This window comes from Arthrobacter sp. NPDC055585 (assembly GCF_053619115.1).
Window position 1 is genome coordinate 30,515 of sequence record NZ_JBSHIT010000011.1, and the last position, 18,903, is coordinate 49,417.

At 66.7% G+C, this 18,903-nt stretch carries 18 protein-coding genes; 14 read left to right on the forward strand and 4 right to left on the reverse strand.

Going from position 1 to position 18,903, the window contains the following annotated elements:
- Positions 1-10: 10 nt before the first annotated feature.
- The 4 genes from ACWGQ2_RS16445 to ACWGQ2_RS16460 all read left to right on the forward strand — a co-directional run bounded on the left by ACWGQ2_RS16445 (position 11) and on the right by ACWGQ2_RS16460 (position 4,525).
- A complete protein-coding gene (locus tag ACWGQ2_RS16445; RefSeq protein WP_452019169.1) occupies positions 11-862 on the forward strand; it encodes a GNAT family N-acetyltransferase in 852 nt (283 codons plus the stop codon).
- 67 nt (positions 863-929) lie between these two features.
- On the forward strand, positions 930-1,799 hold the full coding sequence (locus tag ACWGQ2_RS16450; RefSeq protein WP_452019171.1) for a hypothetical protein: 870 nt from the start codon (positions 930-932) through the stop codon (positions 1,797-1,799).
- A gap of 120 nt (positions 1,800-1,919) precedes the next feature.
- Positions 1,920-3,719, forward strand: coding sequence for a proline--tRNA ligase (locus tag ACWGQ2_RS16455; RefSeq protein WP_452019173.1), 1,800 nt, complete (start codon positions 1,920-1,922; stop codon positions 3,717-3,719).
- An 8-nt stretch (positions 3,720-3,727) separates the two neighbouring features.
- The gene (locus tag ACWGQ2_RS16460; protein WP_452019175.1) at positions 3,728-4,525 is read left to right on the forward strand and encodes a sulfite exporter TauE/SafE family protein; all 798 of its coding nucleotides are present in this window, start codon (positions 3,728-3,730) and stop codon (positions 4,523-4,525) included.
- 18 nt (positions 4,526-4,543) lie between these two features.
- On the opposite strand, the gene ACWGQ2_RS16465 is transcribed toward ACWGQ2_RS16460, so the two are convergent.
- Both ACWGQ2_RS16465 and ACWGQ2_RS16470 read right to left on the reverse strand, forming a co-directional pair.
- The gene (locus ACWGQ2_RS16465) at positions 4,544-5,599 is read right to left on the reverse strand and encodes an aminoglycoside phosphotransferase family protein (RefSeq protein WP_452019177.1); all 1,056 of its coding nucleotides are present in this window, start codon (positions 5,597-5,599) and stop codon (positions 4,544-4,546) included.
- A gap of 32 nt (positions 5,600-5,631) precedes the next feature.
- Positions 5,632-6,687, reverse strand: coding sequence for a DUF4439 domain-containing protein (locus tag ACWGQ2_RS16470; RefSeq protein WP_452019179.1), 1,056 nt, complete (start codon positions 6,685-6,687; stop codon positions 5,632-5,634).
- 106 nt (positions 6,688-6,793) lie between these two features.
- Between ACWGQ2_RS16470 and ACWGQ2_RS16475 the strand changes: the two genes are divergently transcribed.
- The 5 genes from ACWGQ2_RS16475 to rbfA all read left to right on the forward strand — a co-directional run bounded on the left by ACWGQ2_RS16475 (position 6,794) and on the right by rbfA (position 12,497).
- Positions 6,794-7,420, forward strand: coding sequence for a ribosome maturation factor RimP (locus tag ACWGQ2_RS16475; RefSeq protein ID WP_452019181.1), 627 nt, complete (start codon positions 6,794-6,796; stop codon positions 7,418-7,420).
- Complete coding sequence (gene nusA, locus ACWGQ2_RS16480; protein WP_452019183.1) at positions 7,421-8,392, forward strand: transcription termination factor NusA; 972 nt, start codon at positions 7,421-7,423, stop codon at positions 8,390-8,392.
- A gap of 57 nt (positions 8,393-8,449) precedes the next feature.
- Positions 8,450-8,839, forward strand: a complete 390-nt coding sequence (locus ACWGQ2_RS16485) for a YlxR family protein (RefSeq protein ID WP_452019185.1) — start codon at positions 8,450-8,452, stop codon at positions 8,837-8,839.
- A 132-nt stretch (positions 8,840-8,971) separates the two neighbouring features.
- Positions 8,972-11,845 carry a translation initiation factor IF-2 gene (gene infB, locus ACWGQ2_RS16490; RefSeq protein WP_452019187.1) on the forward strand — a complete coding sequence of 958 codons (2,874 nt, stop codon included), beginning with the start codon at positions 8,972-8,974 and terminating at the stop codon, positions 11,843-11,845.
- A gap of 175 nt (positions 11,846-12,020) precedes the next feature.
- A complete protein-coding gene (gene rbfA, locus ACWGQ2_RS16495; protein ID WP_152228488.1) occupies positions 12,021-12,497 on the forward strand; it encodes a 30S ribosome-binding factor RbfA in 477 nt (158 codons plus the stop codon).
- 80 nt (positions 12,498-12,577) lie between these two features.
- Here rbfA and ACWGQ2_RS16500 read toward each other — a convergent pair whose 3' ends face one another.
- Together ACWGQ2_RS16500 and ACWGQ2_RS16505 are read right to left on the reverse strand one after the other, a co-directional pair.
- Entirely contained in the window at positions 12,578-13,819 is a 1,242-nt protein-coding gene (locus tag ACWGQ2_RS16500) for a ScyD/ScyE family protein (RefSeq protein ID WP_452019190.1), read from the reverse strand.
- A 215-nt stretch (positions 13,820-14,034) separates the two neighbouring features.
- Positions 14,035-15,189, reverse strand: coding sequence for a pyridoxal phosphate-dependent aminotransferase (locus tag ACWGQ2_RS16505; RefSeq protein ID WP_452019192.1), 1,155 nt, complete (start codon positions 15,187-15,189; stop codon positions 14,035-14,037).
- 111 nt (positions 15,190-15,300) lie between these two features.
- On the opposite strand from ACWGQ2_RS16505, the gene truB reads away from it, so the two are divergent.
- The 5 genes from truB (at position 15,301) to ACWGQ2_RS16530 (ending at position 18,894) form a co-directional block, all read left to right on the forward strand.
- A complete protein-coding gene (truB, locus tag ACWGQ2_RS16510; RefSeq protein ID WP_452019194.1) occupies positions 15,301-16,221 on the forward strand; it encodes a tRNA pseudouridine(55) synthase TruB in 921 nt (306 codons plus the stop codon).
- Positions 16,222-16,596 carry a hypothetical protein gene (locus ACWGQ2_RS16515; RefSeq protein WP_452019196.1) on the forward strand — a complete coding sequence of 125 codons (375 nt, stop codon included), beginning with the start codon at positions 16,222-16,224 and terminating at the stop codon, positions 16,594-16,596. It begins immediately after the preceding gene.
- Complete coding sequence (locus tag ACWGQ2_RS16520; RefSeq protein ID WP_452019198.1) at positions 16,593-17,036, forward strand: hypothetical protein; 444 nt, start codon at positions 16,593-16,595, stop codon at positions 17,034-17,036. The genes ACWGQ2_RS16515 and ACWGQ2_RS16520 overlap by 4 nt, the downstream gene beginning before the upstream one ends.
- A gap of 94 nt (positions 17,037-17,130) precedes the next feature.
- Positions 17,131-17,802 carry a DUF4345 domain-containing protein gene (locus ACWGQ2_RS16525; protein WP_452019200.1) on the forward strand — a complete coding sequence of 224 codons (672 nt, stop codon included), beginning with the start codon at positions 17,131-17,133 and terminating at the stop codon, positions 17,800-17,802.
- A gap of 102 nt (positions 17,803-17,904) precedes the next feature.
- Positions 17,905-18,894 carry a bifunctional riboflavin kinase/FAD synthetase gene (locus tag ACWGQ2_RS16530; protein WP_452019202.1) on the forward strand — a complete coding sequence of 330 codons (990 nt, stop codon included), beginning with the start codon at positions 17,905-17,907 and terminating at the stop codon, positions 18,892-18,894.
- Positions 18,895-18,903 lie beyond the last annotated feature (9 nt).

Sequence of the window (18,903 nt, forward strand, 5' to 3'; positions counted from 1 at the left end):
GACAGAGACGATGCGCAGCGGACACATAACAGGAACGCTGCGCGTCCTCGGTGCTGCCGATACCGCGGCCCTCACCGAACTTGCTGCCGCAGACCCGGTGGCCAACACGTTCCTGCTCTCGCACCTGGAAACCACCGGCACCGCCGCTCCGACGGCGTCCGGCGGCCAGGTGCTGGGCATGTTCGACGGCGGGAAACTCACCGCTGCCTGCTGGGCCGGAGTAAACGTGGTGCCCACTGCCGTCACAGCTGACACCGGGCCCGAATTCGGCGCCTACCTGGCCAGCACCGGACGGCGCTTTTCCTCCCTGTTCGGCCCGGCCGAGGCCGTGCTGTCCCTCTGGTCCCAGCTGCAGCACACCTCGCCGCGCCCTTTTGACGTGCGCAGCGACCAGCCGCTGCTGGAAATCACCGGTCCATCTCCGGTTCCGCCGGCACCGGGACTGCGCCGTGCCCGGCCTGCGGACCTGGACCGGCTGCTGCCGGCCTGTACAGCCATGTTCGAGGAAGAGGTTGGCTACTCTCCCGTGGCCGGGGGAAGCCGGCACTACCGGCAGCGGGTGCTTTCGCTGATCCAGCACGGGCATTCACTGGTGGAGTTCGATCCCTCCGGGCAGGTCATCTTCAAAGCCGAGCTGGGCACGGTATCCAGCAGTGCCGTGCAGGTCCAGGGAGTCTGGATGAACCCGGCCTACCGCGGCCGCGGCCTGAGCGCGGGCTACATGTCCGCCGTGGTCCAGTTCGCCCAGGAGCTGGCGCCCATCACCACGCTGTACGTAAACCACTACAACGCCCCTGCCCGTGCTACTTATGAAGCAGTGGGTTTCCGGCAGGTCGGCACCTTCGCAACGATTCTCTTCTGACCCTCACCAACCCGCGCGGCAAGGCAGCCTTACGCTCCCCGCCGGGGCGCCCTAGGCTGGGACCACCATGAGAACACCCCTCCGCGTTTCCTGCCTCCTGGCCGCAGCCGTGCTGCTGACGGCCTGTTCCGGTTCGCCCGGGAACGGCCGGAGCGCTCCCTCCGTTACTGTGCCCGCCGGACCGGAGCCCACGGCGAGTGCGGAACTGCCGCGTTCCGAAGAGCCGGGGACTGGTTCCAGCGCAAACGCGGAACCGGACGCCACCTCCGGCATCGAAGGCACCTCGGGCATCGAAGGCACCCCCGGCGGCGTGCCGGCCTCCGGCACGGCTTCCGGGAAGCCGGCCTTCAGCCCAGCGCAGCTTGAAGCGGCGGTCACGGCGGCAGACCGTTCCCTTGCGCTGGGCGGGGAGCTCCTCAGCGAGGAAACGCTCCGGGCCGTGCTGCCGGAAACCGGGGCAATTGGCTCGGAAGTGACCTTTGATCCGGCAGCCTGCGCTCAGATCGCCGCGACTGATTCCGTTACCGCCGTCCAGGACGCCTCCCTGGCCGGGCTCGCCTACGGCGCGGAGGCAGAAGCGGCCAGCGTCCTGAATGTCGCCGCCTACAGCGATACTTCCGTTCTGGACACTCTTGACTTCATTGACGAATCCGTTCTGGCCGACTGCTCGGAAGTCCGGATGTCCAGGGACGGCTCCGCCGTAACGGTGACCAACACCCGGCTGGATGTGGCGAGCACCGCCGAGGAGACACTGGCGCTGGATACGGTGGTGTCCTCACCGGCCGGCGAAACACGCCTGGTGGTGGTCAGCGCACGGACCGGGAACGTGCGCCTGGTTGTCTCCATGCCGGCGCCCCGGGACCCGCAGGAGGCGGCCGCGGAGGCCGGTCTGCTCATCGATGCCGTGCTGGCCGAACTGGACCCCGCTTCGCTGTAGCCACAGCCCCTCCGCCACGCGGCCGGCGTGTCCGGCGCATGCCCGGCCAGGGGGCTAGATTAGTAGGGAGAAACTTCTTACTTAGCGTGCAGCCTGCGGCTGCAGAAACGGATTCGACGCGTGGTCCTTCGACTTTCCACCCTTTTCCTGCGTACCCTGCGCGAAGACCCGGCAGACGCCGACGTCGCCAGCCACCGCCTGCTGGTGCGTGCCGGCTACATCCGCCGTGCCGCACCCGGCATCTACTCCTGGCTGCCGCTGGGCCTGCGCGTGCTGGGCAAGGTGGAGACCATCATCCGCGAGGAAATGGCCGCCATCGGTGCCCAGGAAGTCCACTTCCCGGCCCTGCTGCCGCGCGAACCTTATGAAGCGTCCAACCGCTGGACCGAATACGGTGAGAACCTCTTCCGCCTCCAGGACCGCAAGGGTGCGGACTACCTGCTGGCACCGACCCACGAGGAAATGTTCACCCTCCTGGTCAAGGACCTCTACAGCTCCTACAAGGACCTCCCGGTCTCGCTGTTCCAGATCCAGAACAAGTACCGCGACGAAGCCCGCCCGCGTGCCGGCCTGCTCCGCGGGCGCGAGTTCATCATGAAGGATTCGTACTCCTTCGACATTGATGACGAGGGCCTCGAGGCCAGCTACCAGGCGCACCGCGGCGCCTACCTGCGCATTTTCGAACGCCTGGGGCTCGACGTCGTGGTGGTCTCCGCTGTCTCCGGCGCCATGGGCGGCTCCAAGAGCGAGGAATTCCTGCACCCGACCCCGGTCGGCGAGGACACCTATGTCCGTTCGGCCGGCGGCTACGCAGCCAACGTCGAGGCCGTCACCACGGTCGCCCCGGAAGCCATCGACTACACCGGCGCGCCCGCAGCGCAGGTAGTGGACACCCCGGACACCCCGACCATCGACACCCTGGTGGCGGACGTCAACGCCCGCTTCCCGAAGGACGACGGCGTCTGGACCGCCGCAGACACGCTCAAGAACGTGGTGCTCGCCGTGAGCCTGCCCACCGGAGAGCGGCAGATCGTCGTCGTCGGTGTTCCCGGTGACCGCGCCGTGGACCTCAAGCGCATCGAAGCCAACATCGGCTCGCACCTTGAAATGTCCGGCGAACTCGGCGTTGAAGCCGCTACGGATGAGGACCTCAAGAAGCACCCCGGCCTGGTCAAGGGCTACATCGGCCCGGGCCTGACCACGGAAGAAGCTGTCCTGGGCACAGAGTCCGCCACCGGCCTGCTCTACCTTGTTGACCCCCGCGTGGTTGCCGGCACCGCCTGGATCACCGGCGCCAATGAGCCGGGCAAGCACGTCATTGGTCTGGTTGCCGAGCGCGACTTCGGCTGGGACGGCGTCATCGAGGCCGTCGAGGTCCGTGAAGGCGACGAGGCTCCGGACGGATCCGGACCCCTGGAAGCAGCCCGCGGCATCGAAATGGGCCACATCTTCCAGCTCGGCCGCAAGTACGCCGAAGCGCTGGGCCTGAAGGTCCTGGACAAGAACGGTAAGCTGGCCACCGTCACCATGGGTTCCTACGGTGTGGGCGTTACCCGTGCCGTCGCAGCGCTGGCCGAGTCGCACCGCGATGACAAGGGCATCATCTGGCCGCGCGCCGTCGCACCGGCAGACGTCCACGTGGTGGCCACCGGCCGCGGCGATGAGATCTTCGAAGCGGCTGCCAAGCTCTCCGAAGACCTCGAAGCAGCCGGCCTGGAGGTCATTTACGATGACCGTCCCAAGGTCTCCCCGGGCGTGAAGTTCGGCGACGCCGAGCTGATCGGCGTTCCCACCATCCTGGTGGTCGGCCGCGGCCTGGCTGACGGCGTCGTCGAAATCAAGGACCGCGCCACGGGCGTTGCCGAAAACGTTCCGGTTGCCGAGGCAGTGGAGTACGTGCTCCGCGCTGCCCGGGCCTGAGCCCTTCGGTGGTCTCAGGGCTTGAGGACATAACGCTCGCCACCATCGCCTTAGTGGTGGTGGCGGGCCTCGCCGCAGGCTGGATCGACGCCGTCGTAGGCGGCGGCGGTCTGCTGCAGCTGCCGGCCCTGCTCCTGGTTCCCGGCATCACGCCCGTGGAGGCGCTGGCGACGAACAAGATGGGGTCGGTCTTTGGGACCACCACAAGTGCCGTTACGTACTACCGGCGGGCCCACCCGGACCTGAAAACGGCACTGCCCATGGCCGGTGTTGCGCTGGCGGGCAGTTTCGGCGGGGCGGTGCTGGCGGCGTCACTGCCGTCGTCGGTCTTTAAGCCCATCATTGTTGCGGCACTGATCGTCGTCGCCATCTTCACCGCCACCAAGCCGACGGTGGGGGAGCTGACCAAGCTCCGCCACACCGGGAACCGGCACTACGTCACCGCCGGCGCCATCGGAGCGGTGATCGGTTTCTATGACGGCCTGATCGGCCCCGGCACCGGATCCTTCCTGATCATCGCCATGGTGACGCTGCTGGGGTACAACTTCCTGGCCGCCAGCGCCAAGGCGAAGATCGTGAACATGGCGACCAACATCGGTGCCCTGGCCTTCTTCCTGCCGCACGGTTCGCTGCTGTGGGGCCTGGGCCTGGTCCTGGGAATCGCCAACATGACCGGCGGCTACATTGGTGCCCGCATGGCCGTGAAGCAGGGCAGCAAGTTCATCCGGATCGTCTTCCTTGTGGTGGTCGGTGCGCTGATCATCAAGCTGGGCACGGACGTCTGGATGGAGAACTTCCAGGGATAGGGTGCTGCCTGTCCGCACCTAGGCGGCTGGCAGTTCGCCCACGGGCGGCAGGCCCGGATGGGGCCGGCCCGCCAGTGCCGAGGCGACCCACACGGACCGCTGCGCATCGCCGGTCAGACCGTCGCGGAGATAGTCCACGGCGTTGGCGACTTCACGCAGGATGCTCCACTCAACGGCGGCTGCCGGGTCCAGTCCGCCGGCTGTGCAGAGATCCTCCAGGCGCTGCACCAGGGCACGTTCCGGCGCGGCCGGATCCAGGTCCTGAAGCCGGTTCCAGAGCATAGGCGCCACCGCGTACTCCGCCTCGCCGCAGACAGCCTGCGGATCTATGGCCGCGTACCCGTCCCCGGGCCGGGCCAGGACGTTCCCAAAATGCAGGTCAGCATGCACCAGCACGTCACGGCTGCTGCGCCGGCCCACCGCACCGCGCGTCTGGCTGACGGCCAGCGCCTCTTCCAGCAGCCAGCGTTCAAACGGCCGGCCGAGGAACTCCCACTCGGCAGGCAGCTCGTCCGAGAGCTGCTCGGCCCGTTCGGCAGCGGAGGGGATGCCTGCCCATTCCGGGTCTTCCGATTCGGGGATGCCCAGCTCCCGGACCAGCCCGCCCCACACCTGGACTGCGTCATCCAGAGGCACCTGCAGCAGGGTCTTGTCCGGATCCAGCCGTTCGAGCAGCAGTGCGCTGCCGGCCGGGTCCCGGTCCAGCAGCCGGACGGCACCGCGGCCGGCCCAGAGCTGCAGTGCGGGCGCCTCAGAGACCGCTTCCGCGTGCGGGAACGGCAGTTTGAGCACCGCGGGGGTACCCTGCGCCGTGAGGACGGGAACCACCAGTGCTCCGTGACCGTGCCAGGTGCCTGGGGTAGAGTCATCCGGCTGGAGACCGAAGGAGCTGAATGCTGCTTCCACGAGGTCCGGGAGGCTCTCAACCCAGTCCCGGCCCTGGCGGGAGCACCGGTAACGCTGGCGCAGGGCCTCGGGTACGACGACGGCGGATGCCATAAAGGTGCCTCCTGCGGCTGGGGATTGTGGCCGGCGGTAATGCCTGCGTGCCAGGCCTGAGACAGTTGCGGCCACCAGCCCAGCCTAGGGTGCCTGCACCGCGGAGGCTATCCGGAGGTCCAGGGAAGTGCTGCGGGATCGGCATCCAGCCCGGGGGAGGCCGGGATATCAGCGGCCCCGGCGTAAAGCAGCACCGAGCTGGCCACAAGCCGGTCGATCGCCCAGGAACGCACTGCGCCGTCGCTGCTCCCGGCAAGATCGGCGTAAAGGGTGGGCATGTTCTCTTCCAGCAGCGAAAGGGAGCCCAGCGGGTCCGAGAGGAATTCCGGGGCCAGCGAGTAGGCCGGGACCGGGGCGGCTTCGGGCAGGCACAGGGCCGGCAGGAGGCCGGCACCTTCACCGCCTGCTTCCAGATGCGCTTCCCGGCGCTCGGCAGGCCGCTGGCCCAGCACCGTAAAACCTGCGCCGTACTGCGCTTCAGCCACTTCATAGGCGTAGGCGGCACCGAACTCGGCGTCGAGAACAGCCTGCAGCGACGCTGCGGCGTCCGGCTCCCCGTCCGCCACAGACCCGCCGGAACCACCGCACCTGTCCTGCGCGGCGTCGTTGAGCACCGGCGTCCAGCCGGATTCAGGCACCTGACCAGGGCTTTCGCCCAATGCCGGAGCCGTGCGCAGGGCCAGCAGCAGCTGGCCGGTACCGGTGGAGGCCAGCAGGCGTGCGGTGCCGTGGTCGGCGCGGCCGGCTGCTGCGAGGTTCTTCCGGGCCGAATCCGCCAGCGCCTGCGGCAGGGACCGGCCGTTGATTCCCTCTGCCTTCTGCAGCGCAGCGGCGCCTCCCGGACTGGTCAGAAGCAGTGCCTGCTGGTTCAGGGTGTCCGCCGTTTCCTGCACAGCGGCAGCCGATGCGCCCCGCAGGGAGGCTGCCAGGGACTCCGCTTCCGCCGCCAGGACACGTGACGTGGCGAACGCCTCATTCAGGGCCTGCTCGGAAAAGCTTTTGGGCCGCTCCGGTTCAACCTGGGTGCCCGCTGTCAGCCCCAGCGAGGCTACGACGCAGGCCAGAAGCCCCAAAGCGAGCGTACGCCGCAGAAAGCCGGCTGCTGCGGCCGCCCGGGAAGGGCGTGCAGCGGGCGGCTGCGGGGGGTTTGGGGGCTTCTCCACAACACTCGATCATGCCACGAACGGGCCCTCACCTGCGGCGGTGACCCGGGACCCCGGGAAAAGTCGGTAGGCTAGGAGCTACAACAACATCTAGTGGGAGGCAGTAATGGCGGGTCGCCCCAGCCCTAAAAAAGACACGTCGTCTAACTACCGCAAGAACGCACAGCGCGCCGAGGTAGCTGCTGAGACGCAGCGGCTCAAGGACTACCTGGCTCCCACAGTTGCCGGTGAGAACCTCTTCCTGGAGGACATCGAGATCAAGATTGCCGGCGCCCACCGCACCGTCCACGTGATCGTAGACCTGCCGGAGACGGAAAGCGGAGGCGTGAGCCTTGACCGGATCGCAGACGTTTCCCGCGTCCTTTCCGATGCCATGGACCAGGATCCGCAGGAAGACGGACGCCCCTACAGCCTGGAAGTCTCCTCACCCGGTGTCTCACGTCCGCTGACGGAGCCCAGGCACTGGCGCCGGAACACCGGCCGGATGGTCAGCGTGACCCCGGTCCGCGGGGATGGCGTAACCGGCCGCCTGCTGGAGGTCGACGAAACAGGTATCACACTGATACCCGAACTTGCGGTCAAAAAGGGTATGAAACCCAAACAGGGCGAAAAGACGCACCTGGCATTTGACCAGATTGCCAAGGGACGGGTTGAAATCGAATTCGCCCACCTTGAGGACGAACCGGCTGGCGAGGACGCCGACGGAATGGAAAGCACAGCCGAGGAGGCCTAAATGGATATTGATATGAGTGCGCTGAGGCTCCTTGAAGCGGAGCGGGAGATCCCGCTGGACAAGCTGATCCCCACGATTGAGCAGGCACTGCTCGTCGCCTACCACAAGACCACCGGGTCGCAGGAAAAGGCCCGCGCAGAACTGGACCGCAAGAGCGGCCACGTGACCATCTGGGCAACCGAGCTCGACGACGACGGCGAAGCCGTGGGCGAGTTCGACGACACCCCGGCAGGTTTCGGGCGCATTGCAGCCAGCACCGCACGGCAGATCATCCTGCAGCGCCTGCGCGACGTGGAGGATGACAACATTCTCGGCGAGTTCAAGGGCCGCGAAGGCGAACTCGTCTCAGGCCAAATCCAGCAGGGCAACAACCCGCACATGATCCAGGTCAACCTGGGCTCCGTGGAAGCACTGCTGCCGCCCACCGAGCAGGTGCCGGGGGAGAAGTACCTCCACGGTTCCCGCGTGCGTGCCTTCGTCGTCGACGTCCGCCGCGGTTTCAAGGGCCCGTCCATCACCCTTTCCCGCTCCCACCCCGGCCTGGTGCGCAAGCTCTTTGAGCTGGAAGTTCCCGAAATCGCCGACGGCTCCGTGGAGATCGTGGCACTGGCACGCGAAGCCGGCCACCGGACCAAGATCGCGGTAAAGGCCAACGTTCCCGGCGTGAACGCCAAGGGCGCCTGCATCGGTGAGATGGGCTCGCGTGTGCGTGCCGTCATGACCGAACTTCATGACGAAAAAATTGACATTGTGGACTTCAGTGAAGACCCCGCAACGTTCATCGCCAACGCGCTTTCGCCGTCTCGGGTAAACTCGGTCACCATCACCGACGCGGATACACGTTCCGCACGGGTAGTGGTGCCGGACTACCAGCTTTCCCTGGCCATCGGCAAGGAAGGGCAGAACGCCCGCCTCGCCGCAAAGCTCACGGGCTGGCGGATCGACATCGTTTCCGACGCAAAGTCCGCCTAACATTCCTGCCCGGCGGGCAGGATGAAGGCAAGAGAATAGAAACGCGGTAGAATGTACATGGCCGGGTCACCGTCCGCCTTCCAGCAACCGCAGGAGCCTGAGGAATCGGTGCGGCCTGCGGCAGGATCAGTGCATGTTCCCCAACGGACATGCATTGGCTGCAGGAAGAAGGATGACCAGGCTGCACTGATGCGGCTGGCGCTGGAATCAGGGAATGGCAGCAATGCCGTCCTCGTTGACGAGAGCCGCCGTATGTCTGGCCGGGGCGCCTGGTTGCACCCCGACACAGCATGCCTCGCAACCGCTGTGAAACGCCGGGCTTTTGGCCGCGCCTTCCGGGCGCAGGCCGATCCCTCGGCAGTCGAACAGTGGTTCGAAGCTCAAGAGGCGGGTCCCACCCGGAACCCCCTCGAAACCGTCCAACCTGAAAGCGGGTCAGAAATCTGATGGAAACCCGATGAGTACCCAGCGATGAGTACTTTGTTGTGCTCTGTGATGGGCCCTGCTGCATCCGCAGCGGAAGCCCGCAGCAAATAGACGGTTCGTGCCTGGCTCGGTGCGGACCGAGACAGGAGAAATGTGGCCAAGGTCCGCGTACACGAGCTCGCCAAAGAGCTCGGCATTACCTCGAAGGACGCAGTCGCAAAACTGCAGGAACTGGGCGAATTCGTCCGGTCGGCGTCTTCAACCATTGAAGCGCCCGTAGTCAAAAAGCTTCGCGGGGCATTCCCCGACGCAGCATCAAAGCCGGCCGCCAAGCCGGCCAGCTCTGCCCCCCGTCCGGCAGCTCCGGCACCGGCAGCCCCCGCAGCAGAAGCACCCGCTCCCGCTGCAGAGAAGCCTGCTGCTCCGGCACCGGCCGCTCCCACGCCGTCGGCTCCCGCGCCGGCAGCTCCCGCAGCCCCGGCTCCGGCCCCGGCACCGGCAGAGAACAAGCCCGCAGCCCCGGCACCCGCCCCGGCTCCCAAGACCGAAGAGAAGCCTGCCGCTCCGGCAGCCCCGGCTGATTCTTCTGCAGCACCCCGCCCGGGTGCACCGCGCCCCGGAGCTTCCGGACCGCGCCCCGGCAACAACCCGTTCGCTACCTCCCAGGGCATGCCCCGTCCCCGCGGCCGCGGCGACGGCGAACGTGGCCAGGGCGGTCCCCGTCCGGGCAACAACCCGTTTGCAACTTCCCAGGGCATGCCCCGTCCCGGCCAGCGCCGCGACGAGTCCGAGCGCACCGGAACCCCCGGTGCAGCAGGACCCCGTCCGGCAGCCGGCGCAGGCGGTCCCCGTCCCGGCGCACCCCGTCCGGGTGCACCGCGTCCGGGCGCTCCCCGTCCCGGCGCTCCGCGCCCCGGCGGCGCTTCCGGAAACCGTCCGACTCCGGGCATGATGCCCAACCGCACTGAGCGGCCCGCAGCCCCGGCACGTCCGGGCGCAGGCGGACCCCGCCGCGGACCCGGCGGAGCTCCGGGCACCGGCGGCGGTCCCGTTGGCGGCGGCTTCGGCAAGGGCGGCCGCGGACGCGGCGGCACTGCCGGTGCTTTCGGCAAGGGCGGCGCAGGACGCGGCAAGCAGCGCAAGTCGAAGCGGGCAAAGCGGCAGGAACTGGAGCAGATGTCAGCTCCGTCGCTGGGCGGCGTTTCGGTACCCCGCGGCGACGGCAACACCGTTGTCCGGCTCCGCCGCGGCGCGTCCATCACGGACTTCGCTGACAAGATTGAGGCAAACCCGGCAGCACTGGTCACCGTGCTGTTCCACCTCGGTGAAATGGCAACTGCCACCCAGTCCCTGGACGAAGAGACGTTCGGCGTACTCGGCGAGGAACTGGGCTACAAGATCCAGGTTGTCTCACCGGAAGACGAAGAGCGCGAGCTGCTCTCCAGCTTCGACATCGACTTCGAAGCCGAGCTGGAAGCCGAAGGCGACGACGAACTTGAGGCACGTCCTCCGGTAGTCACCGTCATGGGCCACGTTGATCACGGTAAGACCCGCCTGCTCGACGCCATCCGCAACACCAAGGTTGTTGAAGGCGAAGCCGGCGGCATTACCCAGCACATCGGTGCCTACCAGATCGCCTTCGAACACGAAGACACTGAGCGGGCCATCACCTTCATCGATACCCCGGGCCACGAGGCGTTCACCGCCATGCGTGCCCGTGGTGCGAAGGTCACCGACATTGCTGTCCTGGTTGTGGCAGCGGACGACGGCGTTATGCCGCAGACCGTTGAAGCCCTCAACCACGCACAGGCAGCCAACGTGCCGATCGTGGTTGCCGTGAACAAGATCGACAAGGAAGGCGCCAACCCGGAGAAGGTCCGCGGCCAGCTGACCGAGTACGGCCTGGTTCCGGAAGAATACGGTGGCGACACCATGTTCGTTGAGGTCTCGGCTCGCCAGAACCTGAACATCGACGCCCTGCTCGAGGCCGTGCTGCTTACCGCAGACGCTGCCCTGGACATGCGTGCCAACCCGGACAAGGACGCTCGAGGCATTGCCATCGAAGCGAACCTGGACAAGGGCCGCGGCGCCGTCGCGACCGTCCTGGTCCAGTCCGGTACGCTGCGCGTCGGAGACACGATCGTTGCGGGCACCGCCCACGGCCGCGTTCGTGCCATGTTCGACGAGAACGGCGACGCCGTAACCGAAGCCGGACCGTCGCGTCCGGTCCAGGTCCTCGGCCTGTCCAACGTCCCGCGCGCCGGTGACACCTTCTTCGTGACCGACGACGAGCGTACCGCCCGCCAGATCGCCGAGAAGCGTGAAGCTGCGGACCGCAACGCCGCCCTGGCGAAGCGCCGCAAGCGCATCAGCCTCGAGGACTTCGACCAGGCTGTCGCTGACGGCAAGGTTGACACCCTTAACCTCATCCTCAAGGGTGACGTTTCCGGTGCCGTTGAAGCCCTGGAAGACTCGCTGCTCAAGATCGACGTCGGGGACGGCGTGCAGCTGCGCGTTATCCACCGCGGCGTCGGTGCCATCACGCAGAACGACGTCAACCTGGCGACCGTGGACAACGCGATCATCATTGGCTTCAACGTCAAGCCTGCAGAGCGTGTGGCCGACCTGGCCGAGCGCGAAGGCGTGGACATGCGCTTCTACTCCGTCATCTACGCAGCAATTGATGACATTGAGCTGGCCCTCAAGGGCATGCTCAAGCCGGAGTACGAGGAAGTTCAGCTCGGCACCGCCGAGGTCCGCGAAGTCTTCCGTTCCTCCAAGTTCGGCAACATCGCCGGCTCGATCGTGCGCTCCGGTGTCATTCGCCGCAACGCCAAGGCACGGGTCACCCGCGACGGCAAGGTCATCGGTGAGAACCTCACCGTTGATTCGCTCAAGCGGTTCAAGGACGACGCCACCGAAGTCCGCACGGACTTCGAGTGTGGTATCGGCCTGGGCTCGTTCAACGACGTCAAGGAAGGCGACATCATCGAGACCTTCGAGATGCGCGAGAAGCCGCGGGTCTAGTACCCCGGCCAGGGGCCGCCGTCCGCGGCGGCCCCTGCCTGCGGACCTTATGAGGTCCGTTCTGCCTGATCAGGACGCGCACTTACCTGCCGTCCCAAGGGCACTTCAGCGCACGACGGCGGCCCTTCCCGGCCGCCGTCGCTGCGAACCCCACATCTTTATCTAAGGAGAGGTAATGGCAGATCCAGCACGCGCTGCGAAACTCGCTGACCGCATCAAGGTGGTAGTTGCCCAGGCGCTCGAGCGGCGGATCAAGGATCCCCGGCTGGGATTCGTGACCATCACCGACGCCCGCGTTACCAACGACCTGCAGCACGCCACTGTGTACTACACCGTTTTCGGTGATGAAGCGCAGCAGGCGGACACCAAAGCTGCACTGGATTCCGCCCGCGGCATCCTGCGCTCAGAGGTGGGCAAGAACATCACCGTCCGGCTCACCCCGACCCTCGAATTCGTCGCTGACGAGATTCCGGTAAACGCCAGCCACCTGGAAGAACTGATCCGGGAAGCCAAGAAGCGCGACGAAGAACTCGCAGCGCTGAAGCAGGGAGCCGCTTACGCCGGCGACGCCGATCCCTACCGCAGGGACGATGACGACGACGAAGAGGACCTGCAGGACGCACCGGCAGAGGACTCCGACGCACGCAGCTAGTCCATGCGCGAACAGGTTTTCACAAAAGAAAGCGGCACCCCGCACGGGGTGCCGCTTTCTTTTGTAGACGGAGTCTGTCGTCAGTCGTCGTTGGGTTCAGCCGGTGAACCGTCGGGCAGGGACAGGCCCCTGGGATCGCCGCCGCTGGTCAGCTGGATGCGGATGACCTTGCCGTCCGGCGGCGGCGCATCCGGGTCGGCCGGCATGCCGGGCTCCACGGGACCGCCGGGCGGAAGCGCATTGACGCTGGCATAGAGCGCAGATCCGCGCAGTTCGACGTCGGCGGGAAGCGGCGTTTCGTAGAACGGCTGCGCGGTGCTGCTGCCGCGGGGGATGACGGAGATGCGGTTGGCGAACAGTTCGGCCACGAAGATGTCTCCTCGGTGGCCAACCGCGATGCCGGTGGGGGTGACCAGACCGGTTGCCACTAGGGCAACGGTCCCGTTCCAGGGATTAACCCGGTAGACCGAACCCGGCCCGGTTGTTTCCCCGCCGGCCACCGCCCCGGGCAGCGAGGCAACGTAGATCCTGCCGTCGCGGCCCAGCGCCATGTCAGTGGGGACCGGTTCCGAATACCACGTGGCACCGAGGGCACAGGCCGGCAGGTTCCGCTGCTCTACGACTGCTGCATCGACCGTCACGGGGATGGGTGGAAGGACGGCGACTGTCGAGGTCCTGCCGGTCCGCTCCGACACACGCAGGATGGCGTTTGCTCCGGCGTCGGCTATCAGGATGCCGCCCCAGGTCTTGGCTGTGGCATACGGGTGGGAGTCCTGCAATCCGGTGTAGACGGCGGAGGGCGGCAGCTGCGCCAGGCACCCGGGGTCCAGGTCCCGGAAACCGTAGGTGTTCACCTGGTCGGGGTTCGCCCGCCGCTCGTACTCCGCCAGGTCGGTGATGGTTCGGATGTTCCCGCGGCGGTCCACCGACCGGAGGAGAGCGACGTTGTTTTCCGGCATCTGCAGGCCCTCGCCTGTGGTGAGGGTGTAGTAGGTGGTTCCGCCGTAGCGGGACACCGAATCCGAGATGTAGTTCTCTATTCCGGGATCGAGAGTTGTCAGTTCACCACGCGGGCCGATGCGGTCTACGCTGCCGGCCTCGGTTTGGGCGAGGAAGATGCTCCGGTGGCTGCCAAGGGCGATGTGCAGCGGAGCGGTGAGTCCGCTGGCCAGGGTGGTGACTTCTCCTGCGGCTGGCAGCGGGCTGGGACGCCAGGGGTGGTGCCTGTCTCCGCCGGCTGCAGCGGGTGCGGCTGCACCCAGGCCTGCCAGCAGTACGGATGCGGCAGTCAGCGAGATCAGCCGCGAGCATGCTCTGTTCATTCTGTGCTCCTCCGGTGCGCGAACGGTGTAAACGGTGCTTTAGACCGAATGCGAGACTCGCCGGCGCGGAACCCCTAACCCGTTCCCCCAGTGCCGAAGGCAGTCCACAGACTAGGAACGCAGGAGGGCACGTGTAAACGCGTAGCTGGGGAGAAGCTGAACTGAATGCTGAAAATTGCCGGCGCCCACGTACGGCACCCTGAAGCTGCGGGAGGCTAGCTGACCCCTGGCAGCCGGGAAACACCGGCTACCAGGTCGTCCCGCCCGCCGCACAGTGCGATCCGCACCCAGCCCTCGCCAATGGATCCGAAGGCCGTCCCCGGAGCCACCGCTACGGCTTCGTCCGCGAGGAAGGCCCTGGTCCAGGCCCGGATGTCCCCTCCGGAGACGTGGGAGAGGTCCGCCCACAGGTAGAAGGCGCCCTGCGCGGCAAGATAGGGAATGCGCTTGGCGTCCAGGACGGCCGACGCCGCATCCCGGTTTCCGCGGTAGTGTGCGGCAGCTTCGCGCACATAGTCCTGCGGCCCGGTCAGCGCGGCCAGGGCGGCGTACTGCGAGGGAGAGGCCACACAGGAGACGATTGATTCCATGACCGTGCTCAGCTGAGTTTCCAGGCCTGCAGGCGTCACGAGCGCGCCGACGCGCAGGCCGGTCAGCCCGTAGGTCTTGGAGAGCGTGTACGAAGCAACGACACGTTCGCCGCTGCCGCCGCCGTCGTCGTAAGCCAGCGGGGAAACATGCGGAACGTCGTAAGTGAACGCCTCGTAGCACTCATCGGAGAGGATCCAGAGGTCTCGGCGGCGCGCGAGGTCCACCAGCTCCCGGGTCAGCTCCGGGCCGAACACAGCGCCCAGGGGGTTCGAGGGCGAGTTCAGCAGCAGGACACGGGTCCGCGGCGTGATCCTGGACTCAATGTCCTCGATCCGCGGCTGGAATCCATGCTCCGGATGCAGCGGATACTCCACCGGTACGGCATGCAGCAGCCGGGCGGTCATGGCAAACGTGGGATACCCCGGGTTGGGGATTAGGATTTCATCTCCCGCGTCCAGAAGCATGCTCATGGCCAGGTGCAGGCCCTGCTGTGCCCCGGAGGTGACGAATACCCGGGACGGGTCAATGTCCAGCCCGGTCTGTTCTGACACCCGCTCCGCGAACGCCGCCCGCAGCGGCGCAATGCCCGCATTCGGGGTGTATCCGGTCTCATCCCGGGCGAGGGTATCCTGTGCAGCCTCCAGCACGTGCACCGGGGTAGGGAACCCGGGTTCTCCAATGCTGAGCACTATGGCGTTGGGGACAGCCCACGCTGCCTGCGTTATTTCGCGGATCTGGTTCGGGTCAACGGAACGCACGTGGGCAGCGAGCTGAGACATAACCGCATGCTACAGCCGGTGCACTCCACAGCCCGGGAAGCCGGGCCGCAGCCGTAATACCGGGCAGGGCGCCGGAGAACGGGGACCCTCACCGCGCATATACTGAAAGGCGTGAATTCCGGGCAGGTCCGTTCAGGACTGATTATTGTGGACAAACCGCAGGGATGGACCAGCCACGATGTGGTGGGCCGCCTGCGCAGGCTCGCCGGGACCAGGAAAGTCGGCCATGCCGGAACCCTTGATCCCATGGCAACAGGTGTGCTGGTGGTCGGCATCAACAAGGCCACCCGGCTGCTGACCTACATTGTGGGTACCTCCAAGACGTACGACGCCACCATTCGGCTGGGCCAGTCCACGATCACCGACGACGCCGAAGGCGAGATTACCGCCGAGACCATCGCCGCTGCGGTCACGGACGAAGAGATCCGCAGCGCCGTCGCGGCCCTCACCGGGGACATCCAGCAGGTTCCCAGCAGCGTCAGCGCCATCAAGGTGGGCGGTGAACGCTCCTATGCGCGCGTCCGCGCCGGCGGCGAGGTGAACCTGCCGTCCCGGCCGGTAACCGTGTCCCGGTTCGAGATCCACGACATCCGCCGCGAGCACGGCGGCAAGCTGCGCGACGTCGACGTCACCGTACAGTGCTCCTCGGGAACCTACATCCGCGCCCTGGCCCGCGACCTCGGTGCTGCGCTCGGCGTCGGCGGCCACCTCACCGCACTGCGCCGCACCTCGGTGGGCCCCTACAGCGAAGACCAGGCCTCCACCCTCGAACAGCTCGCCGAGGACCTCCGGCTCCTTGACCTGAACGACGCCGCCCGGGCACTGTTCCCGGTGCGTGAACTGAGCGAAGGAGAAGCCGCGGACCTCTCCCACGGGCGGCGCATCGCCGCCACCGGGCTGCCTGCCCAGGACGGGGAGCCAGTGCCCGTTGCCGCGTTCGCTCCGGACGGCGAGCTGATCGGCCTGCTCGCGGACAAGGCAGATACGGCCAAGGCGCTGCTTGTCTTTGCACCCGGAAACGAAAGGTCCTAAGTGGTCATCGACCCTCTGTTCATTGTCGGGACGATCGTCTGCCTGGTCTCCACCGTGCTGTGCGTCAGCGCTGCCGTGCTGCGTCACGGCCCGAATGACCTCACGATCCTCTCCGCCGCCGCCGTCGAACTCTTCCTGATCGTTTACGCCGTGGCTGCCGTCATCCGCCAGACCGGCGGGGAAACCCTCCACGGGCCCGCCTGGGAGTTCTGGGGCTACCTCTTCACCGCGGCAGTTATACCGATCGGCGCCGTCTGGTGGTCGCTGATGGACCGGTCCAGGTGGAGCAACCTGGTGCTGGGGGCCGTCGGAATCACCGTGTTCGTTATGTTGTTCCGGATGGAACAGATTTGGGATGGAGTGCAGCTGGGATGAAGAAACTGATCAAGCCCCGCCCCGAGGCCGATGCCGCCGCTTCAACGGCACGCAACGCCGGTCCGGGACGCCTCATTGTGGCGGTCTACGGTGTTTTCGCCCTGGCAGCCACAGCACGGGCCGCCTTCCAGATCGCCACGAAGTTTGACGAGGCACCGGTGGCCTACCTGCTGTCCGCCTTCGCCGCCGTCGTCTACATCGTGGCAACCGTGTCCCTGGCCCGGTCGGGGCCAGCTTCCTACAAGATCTCCGTGGCCGCCGTAAGCATCGAAATGTTCGGCGTGGTGTTCGTGGGACTGTTTGGCCTGTTGGACCCGGCCGCCCTTCCGGATGACACCGTGTGGTCCGGATTCGGAATGGGCTACGGGTTTGTGCCGCTGATCCTTCCGATCATTGGCCTGTGGTGGCTCTACAGGCACCGGGGCAGCCAACACGCCTAGCCGCACCGGGGTTTTTGTCAGCTCCCGGGCGTGAGACGATGTGGAAAACTGCGCTGTGACAGGTGCGCCGCTCATTCCATCAGGGGGCAGGACCATGAAAATCCCAACACCGGGCCCGGAAGAGAACTCCAGGACTGCTGCGGGCACGCCAAGACCGCCGGTCCGGCCGGCAGCGGCTGAAGCGTCTGCTGGCCCCGGCGCCGGGACAGATGCCGCCAGCGGCAAGGAAACTGATCGCAGGGGCGGCAAGCTGCGCGGACGCGGACGGAAACCGGAACCGCAGAAGGGCACCGGAACCCGGGCCTGGAAGAGCAGCGACGACTGGGGCGTTTTCCGCGCCGTTGTTGTTGCCGTGGGCGTCCTGATCGCTGCCATCGGTTTCTATTACCTCATCACAGGCACCGCAGGCGTCGCAGAAACCAGCGGGGGAGCGGTCAACGCGTCCCTGGAAAGCCAGTTCCGCTTCTTCTCGGCCATGATGGTGGGCGTTGGTGCCGCGTTCGTAGCCATCGCCATCAAATTCCAGTGGGCCAACATGCTGTGGCTGGTCTGCCTGATGGTCTTCCTGGGCGGAATCGGCCGCGTGCTGTCCTGGGCATTCTCCGGCACTCCGCACTTCACCCTGATCATCCTGATGGTCGTTGAACTGGCCTTCCCGCCCGCGCTGCTGGTTTGGCACCGGTTTATCGTCAAGACCAGTGAGCTAAGGCGTGAAATCAACCAGGGATCAGCGGGCGGCAGCGCGGCAGATGAAGCGGGTGCGTAAACTCAGCCGCCTTTCCGCCATAATGGATGAAGCTTTCGGCGCACAGCAGGTGCTGCTGCTCGGAAGAATTCATGGATGACTGTCCGCTGGTAAGGAGCTCGGGTGTATTACTGGAATGACCTTGCGGAGGTGCCGTCCGACCTAGGTCCGACAGTAGTAACGATCGGCAACTTCGACGGCGTCCACCTTGGCCATCAGCACGTGCTCTCCCGCTTGGTGAAGACCGCGCGGGACCGGGGTGCTGCCGCCGTCGCGCTTTCCTTCGACCCGCACCCGGCAGCCGTGCACCGCCCCGAAAGCGCACCCGTACTGATCATGGGCCCGGACGACCGCAGGGAAGCACTGGCGGAGACCGGCCTCGACGGACTGCTGATGGTTCACTACGACCTGGACCTGGCCTCCCTGACCGCCGAGGAGTTCGTCCGCAGGTTCCTTGCCGACGGCCTGCGTGCAGTGGCCGTAGTGCTGGGCCATGATGCCCGGTTCGGCCGGGGGAACACCGGCGACCTGGACACCATGCGGGAACTGGGCGCAGAGATGGGATTCGACGTCGTCGCCGTTGACGACCTCGATGCCCTGCCCGAAGGTCCCGGGGACACGGGCGGCCGCCGCTGCTCCTCCACCTGGATCCGCGAAGCCCTGGCTGCCGGGGACGTGCGCACGGCGGCACGGCTGCTGGGCCGCACGCACCGGATGCGCGGCACCGTGGTGCACGGGGCGGCACGCGGACGGGAACTGGGCTTCCCCACGGCGAACCTCGCACCGGAATCCACCGGACTCATCCCGGCTGACGGCATCTACGCCGGCTGGCTGGTCGACTCCGCCGGCACCCGGTGGCCCGCAGCCATTTCGGTCGGCTCCAACCCCACTTTCGACGGCGTCAGCCGCCAGGTCGAAGCACACGTCATCGACCGCCCGCAGGAGGCAGTGGAGGACTTCGACCTCTACGGGCAGGTTGTCGGCGTCGAATTCGTGGACCGGCTTCGGGGGATGGTTGCGTACACCGGTCCGGAAGCGCTTATCGAGCAGATGCGCCTTGACGTCGCGAGGAGCCGGGAAGTCCTTTCGACAGAAGGCACTGCGGACAGGTAAACTGGATCA

Excerpts from the sequence above, each read along its gene's own strand:
- ACWGQ2_RS16445 (WP_452019169.1), top strand. The coding sequence starts at position 11 with ATGCGCAGCGGACACATAACAGGAACGCTGCGCGTCCTCGGTGCTGCC.
- ACWGQ2_RS16450 (WP_452019171.1), top strand. The coding sequence starts at position 930 with ATGAGAACACCCCTCCGCGTTTCCTGCCTCCTGGCCGCAGCCGTGCTG.
- ACWGQ2_RS16475 (WP_452019181.1), top strand. The coding sequence starts at position 6,794 with ATGGCGGGTCGCCCCAGCCCTAAAAAAGACACGTCGTCTAACTACCGC.
- nusA (WP_452019183.1), top strand. The coding sequence starts at position 7,421 with ATGGATATTGATATGAGTGCGCTGAGGCTCCTTGAAGCGGAGCGGGAG.
- ACWGQ2_RS16485 (WP_452019185.1), top strand. The coding sequence starts at position 8,450 with ATGGCCGGGTCACCGTCCGCCTTCCAGCAACCGCAGGAGCCTGAGGAA.
- rbfA (WP_152228488.1), top strand. The coding sequence starts at position 12,021 with ATGGCAGATCCAGCACGCGCTGCGAAACTCGCTGACCGCATCAAGGTG.
- ACWGQ2_RS16500 (WP_452019190.1), bottom strand. The coding sequence starts at position 13,819 with ATGAACAGAGCATGCTCGCGGCTGATCTCGCTGACTGCCGCATCCGTA.
- ACWGQ2_RS16505 (WP_452019192.1), bottom strand. The coding sequence starts at position 15,189 with ATGTCTCAGCTCGCTGCCCACGTGCGTTCCGTTGACCCGAACCAGATC.
- ACWGQ2_RS16520 (WP_452019198.1), top strand. The coding sequence starts at position 16,593 with ATGAAGAAACTGATCAAGCCCCGCCCCGAGGCCGATGCCGCCGCTTCA.
- ACWGQ2_RS16525 (WP_452019200.1), top strand. The coding sequence starts at position 17,131 with ATGAAAATCCCAACACCGGGCCCGGAAGAGAACTCCAGGACTGCTGCG.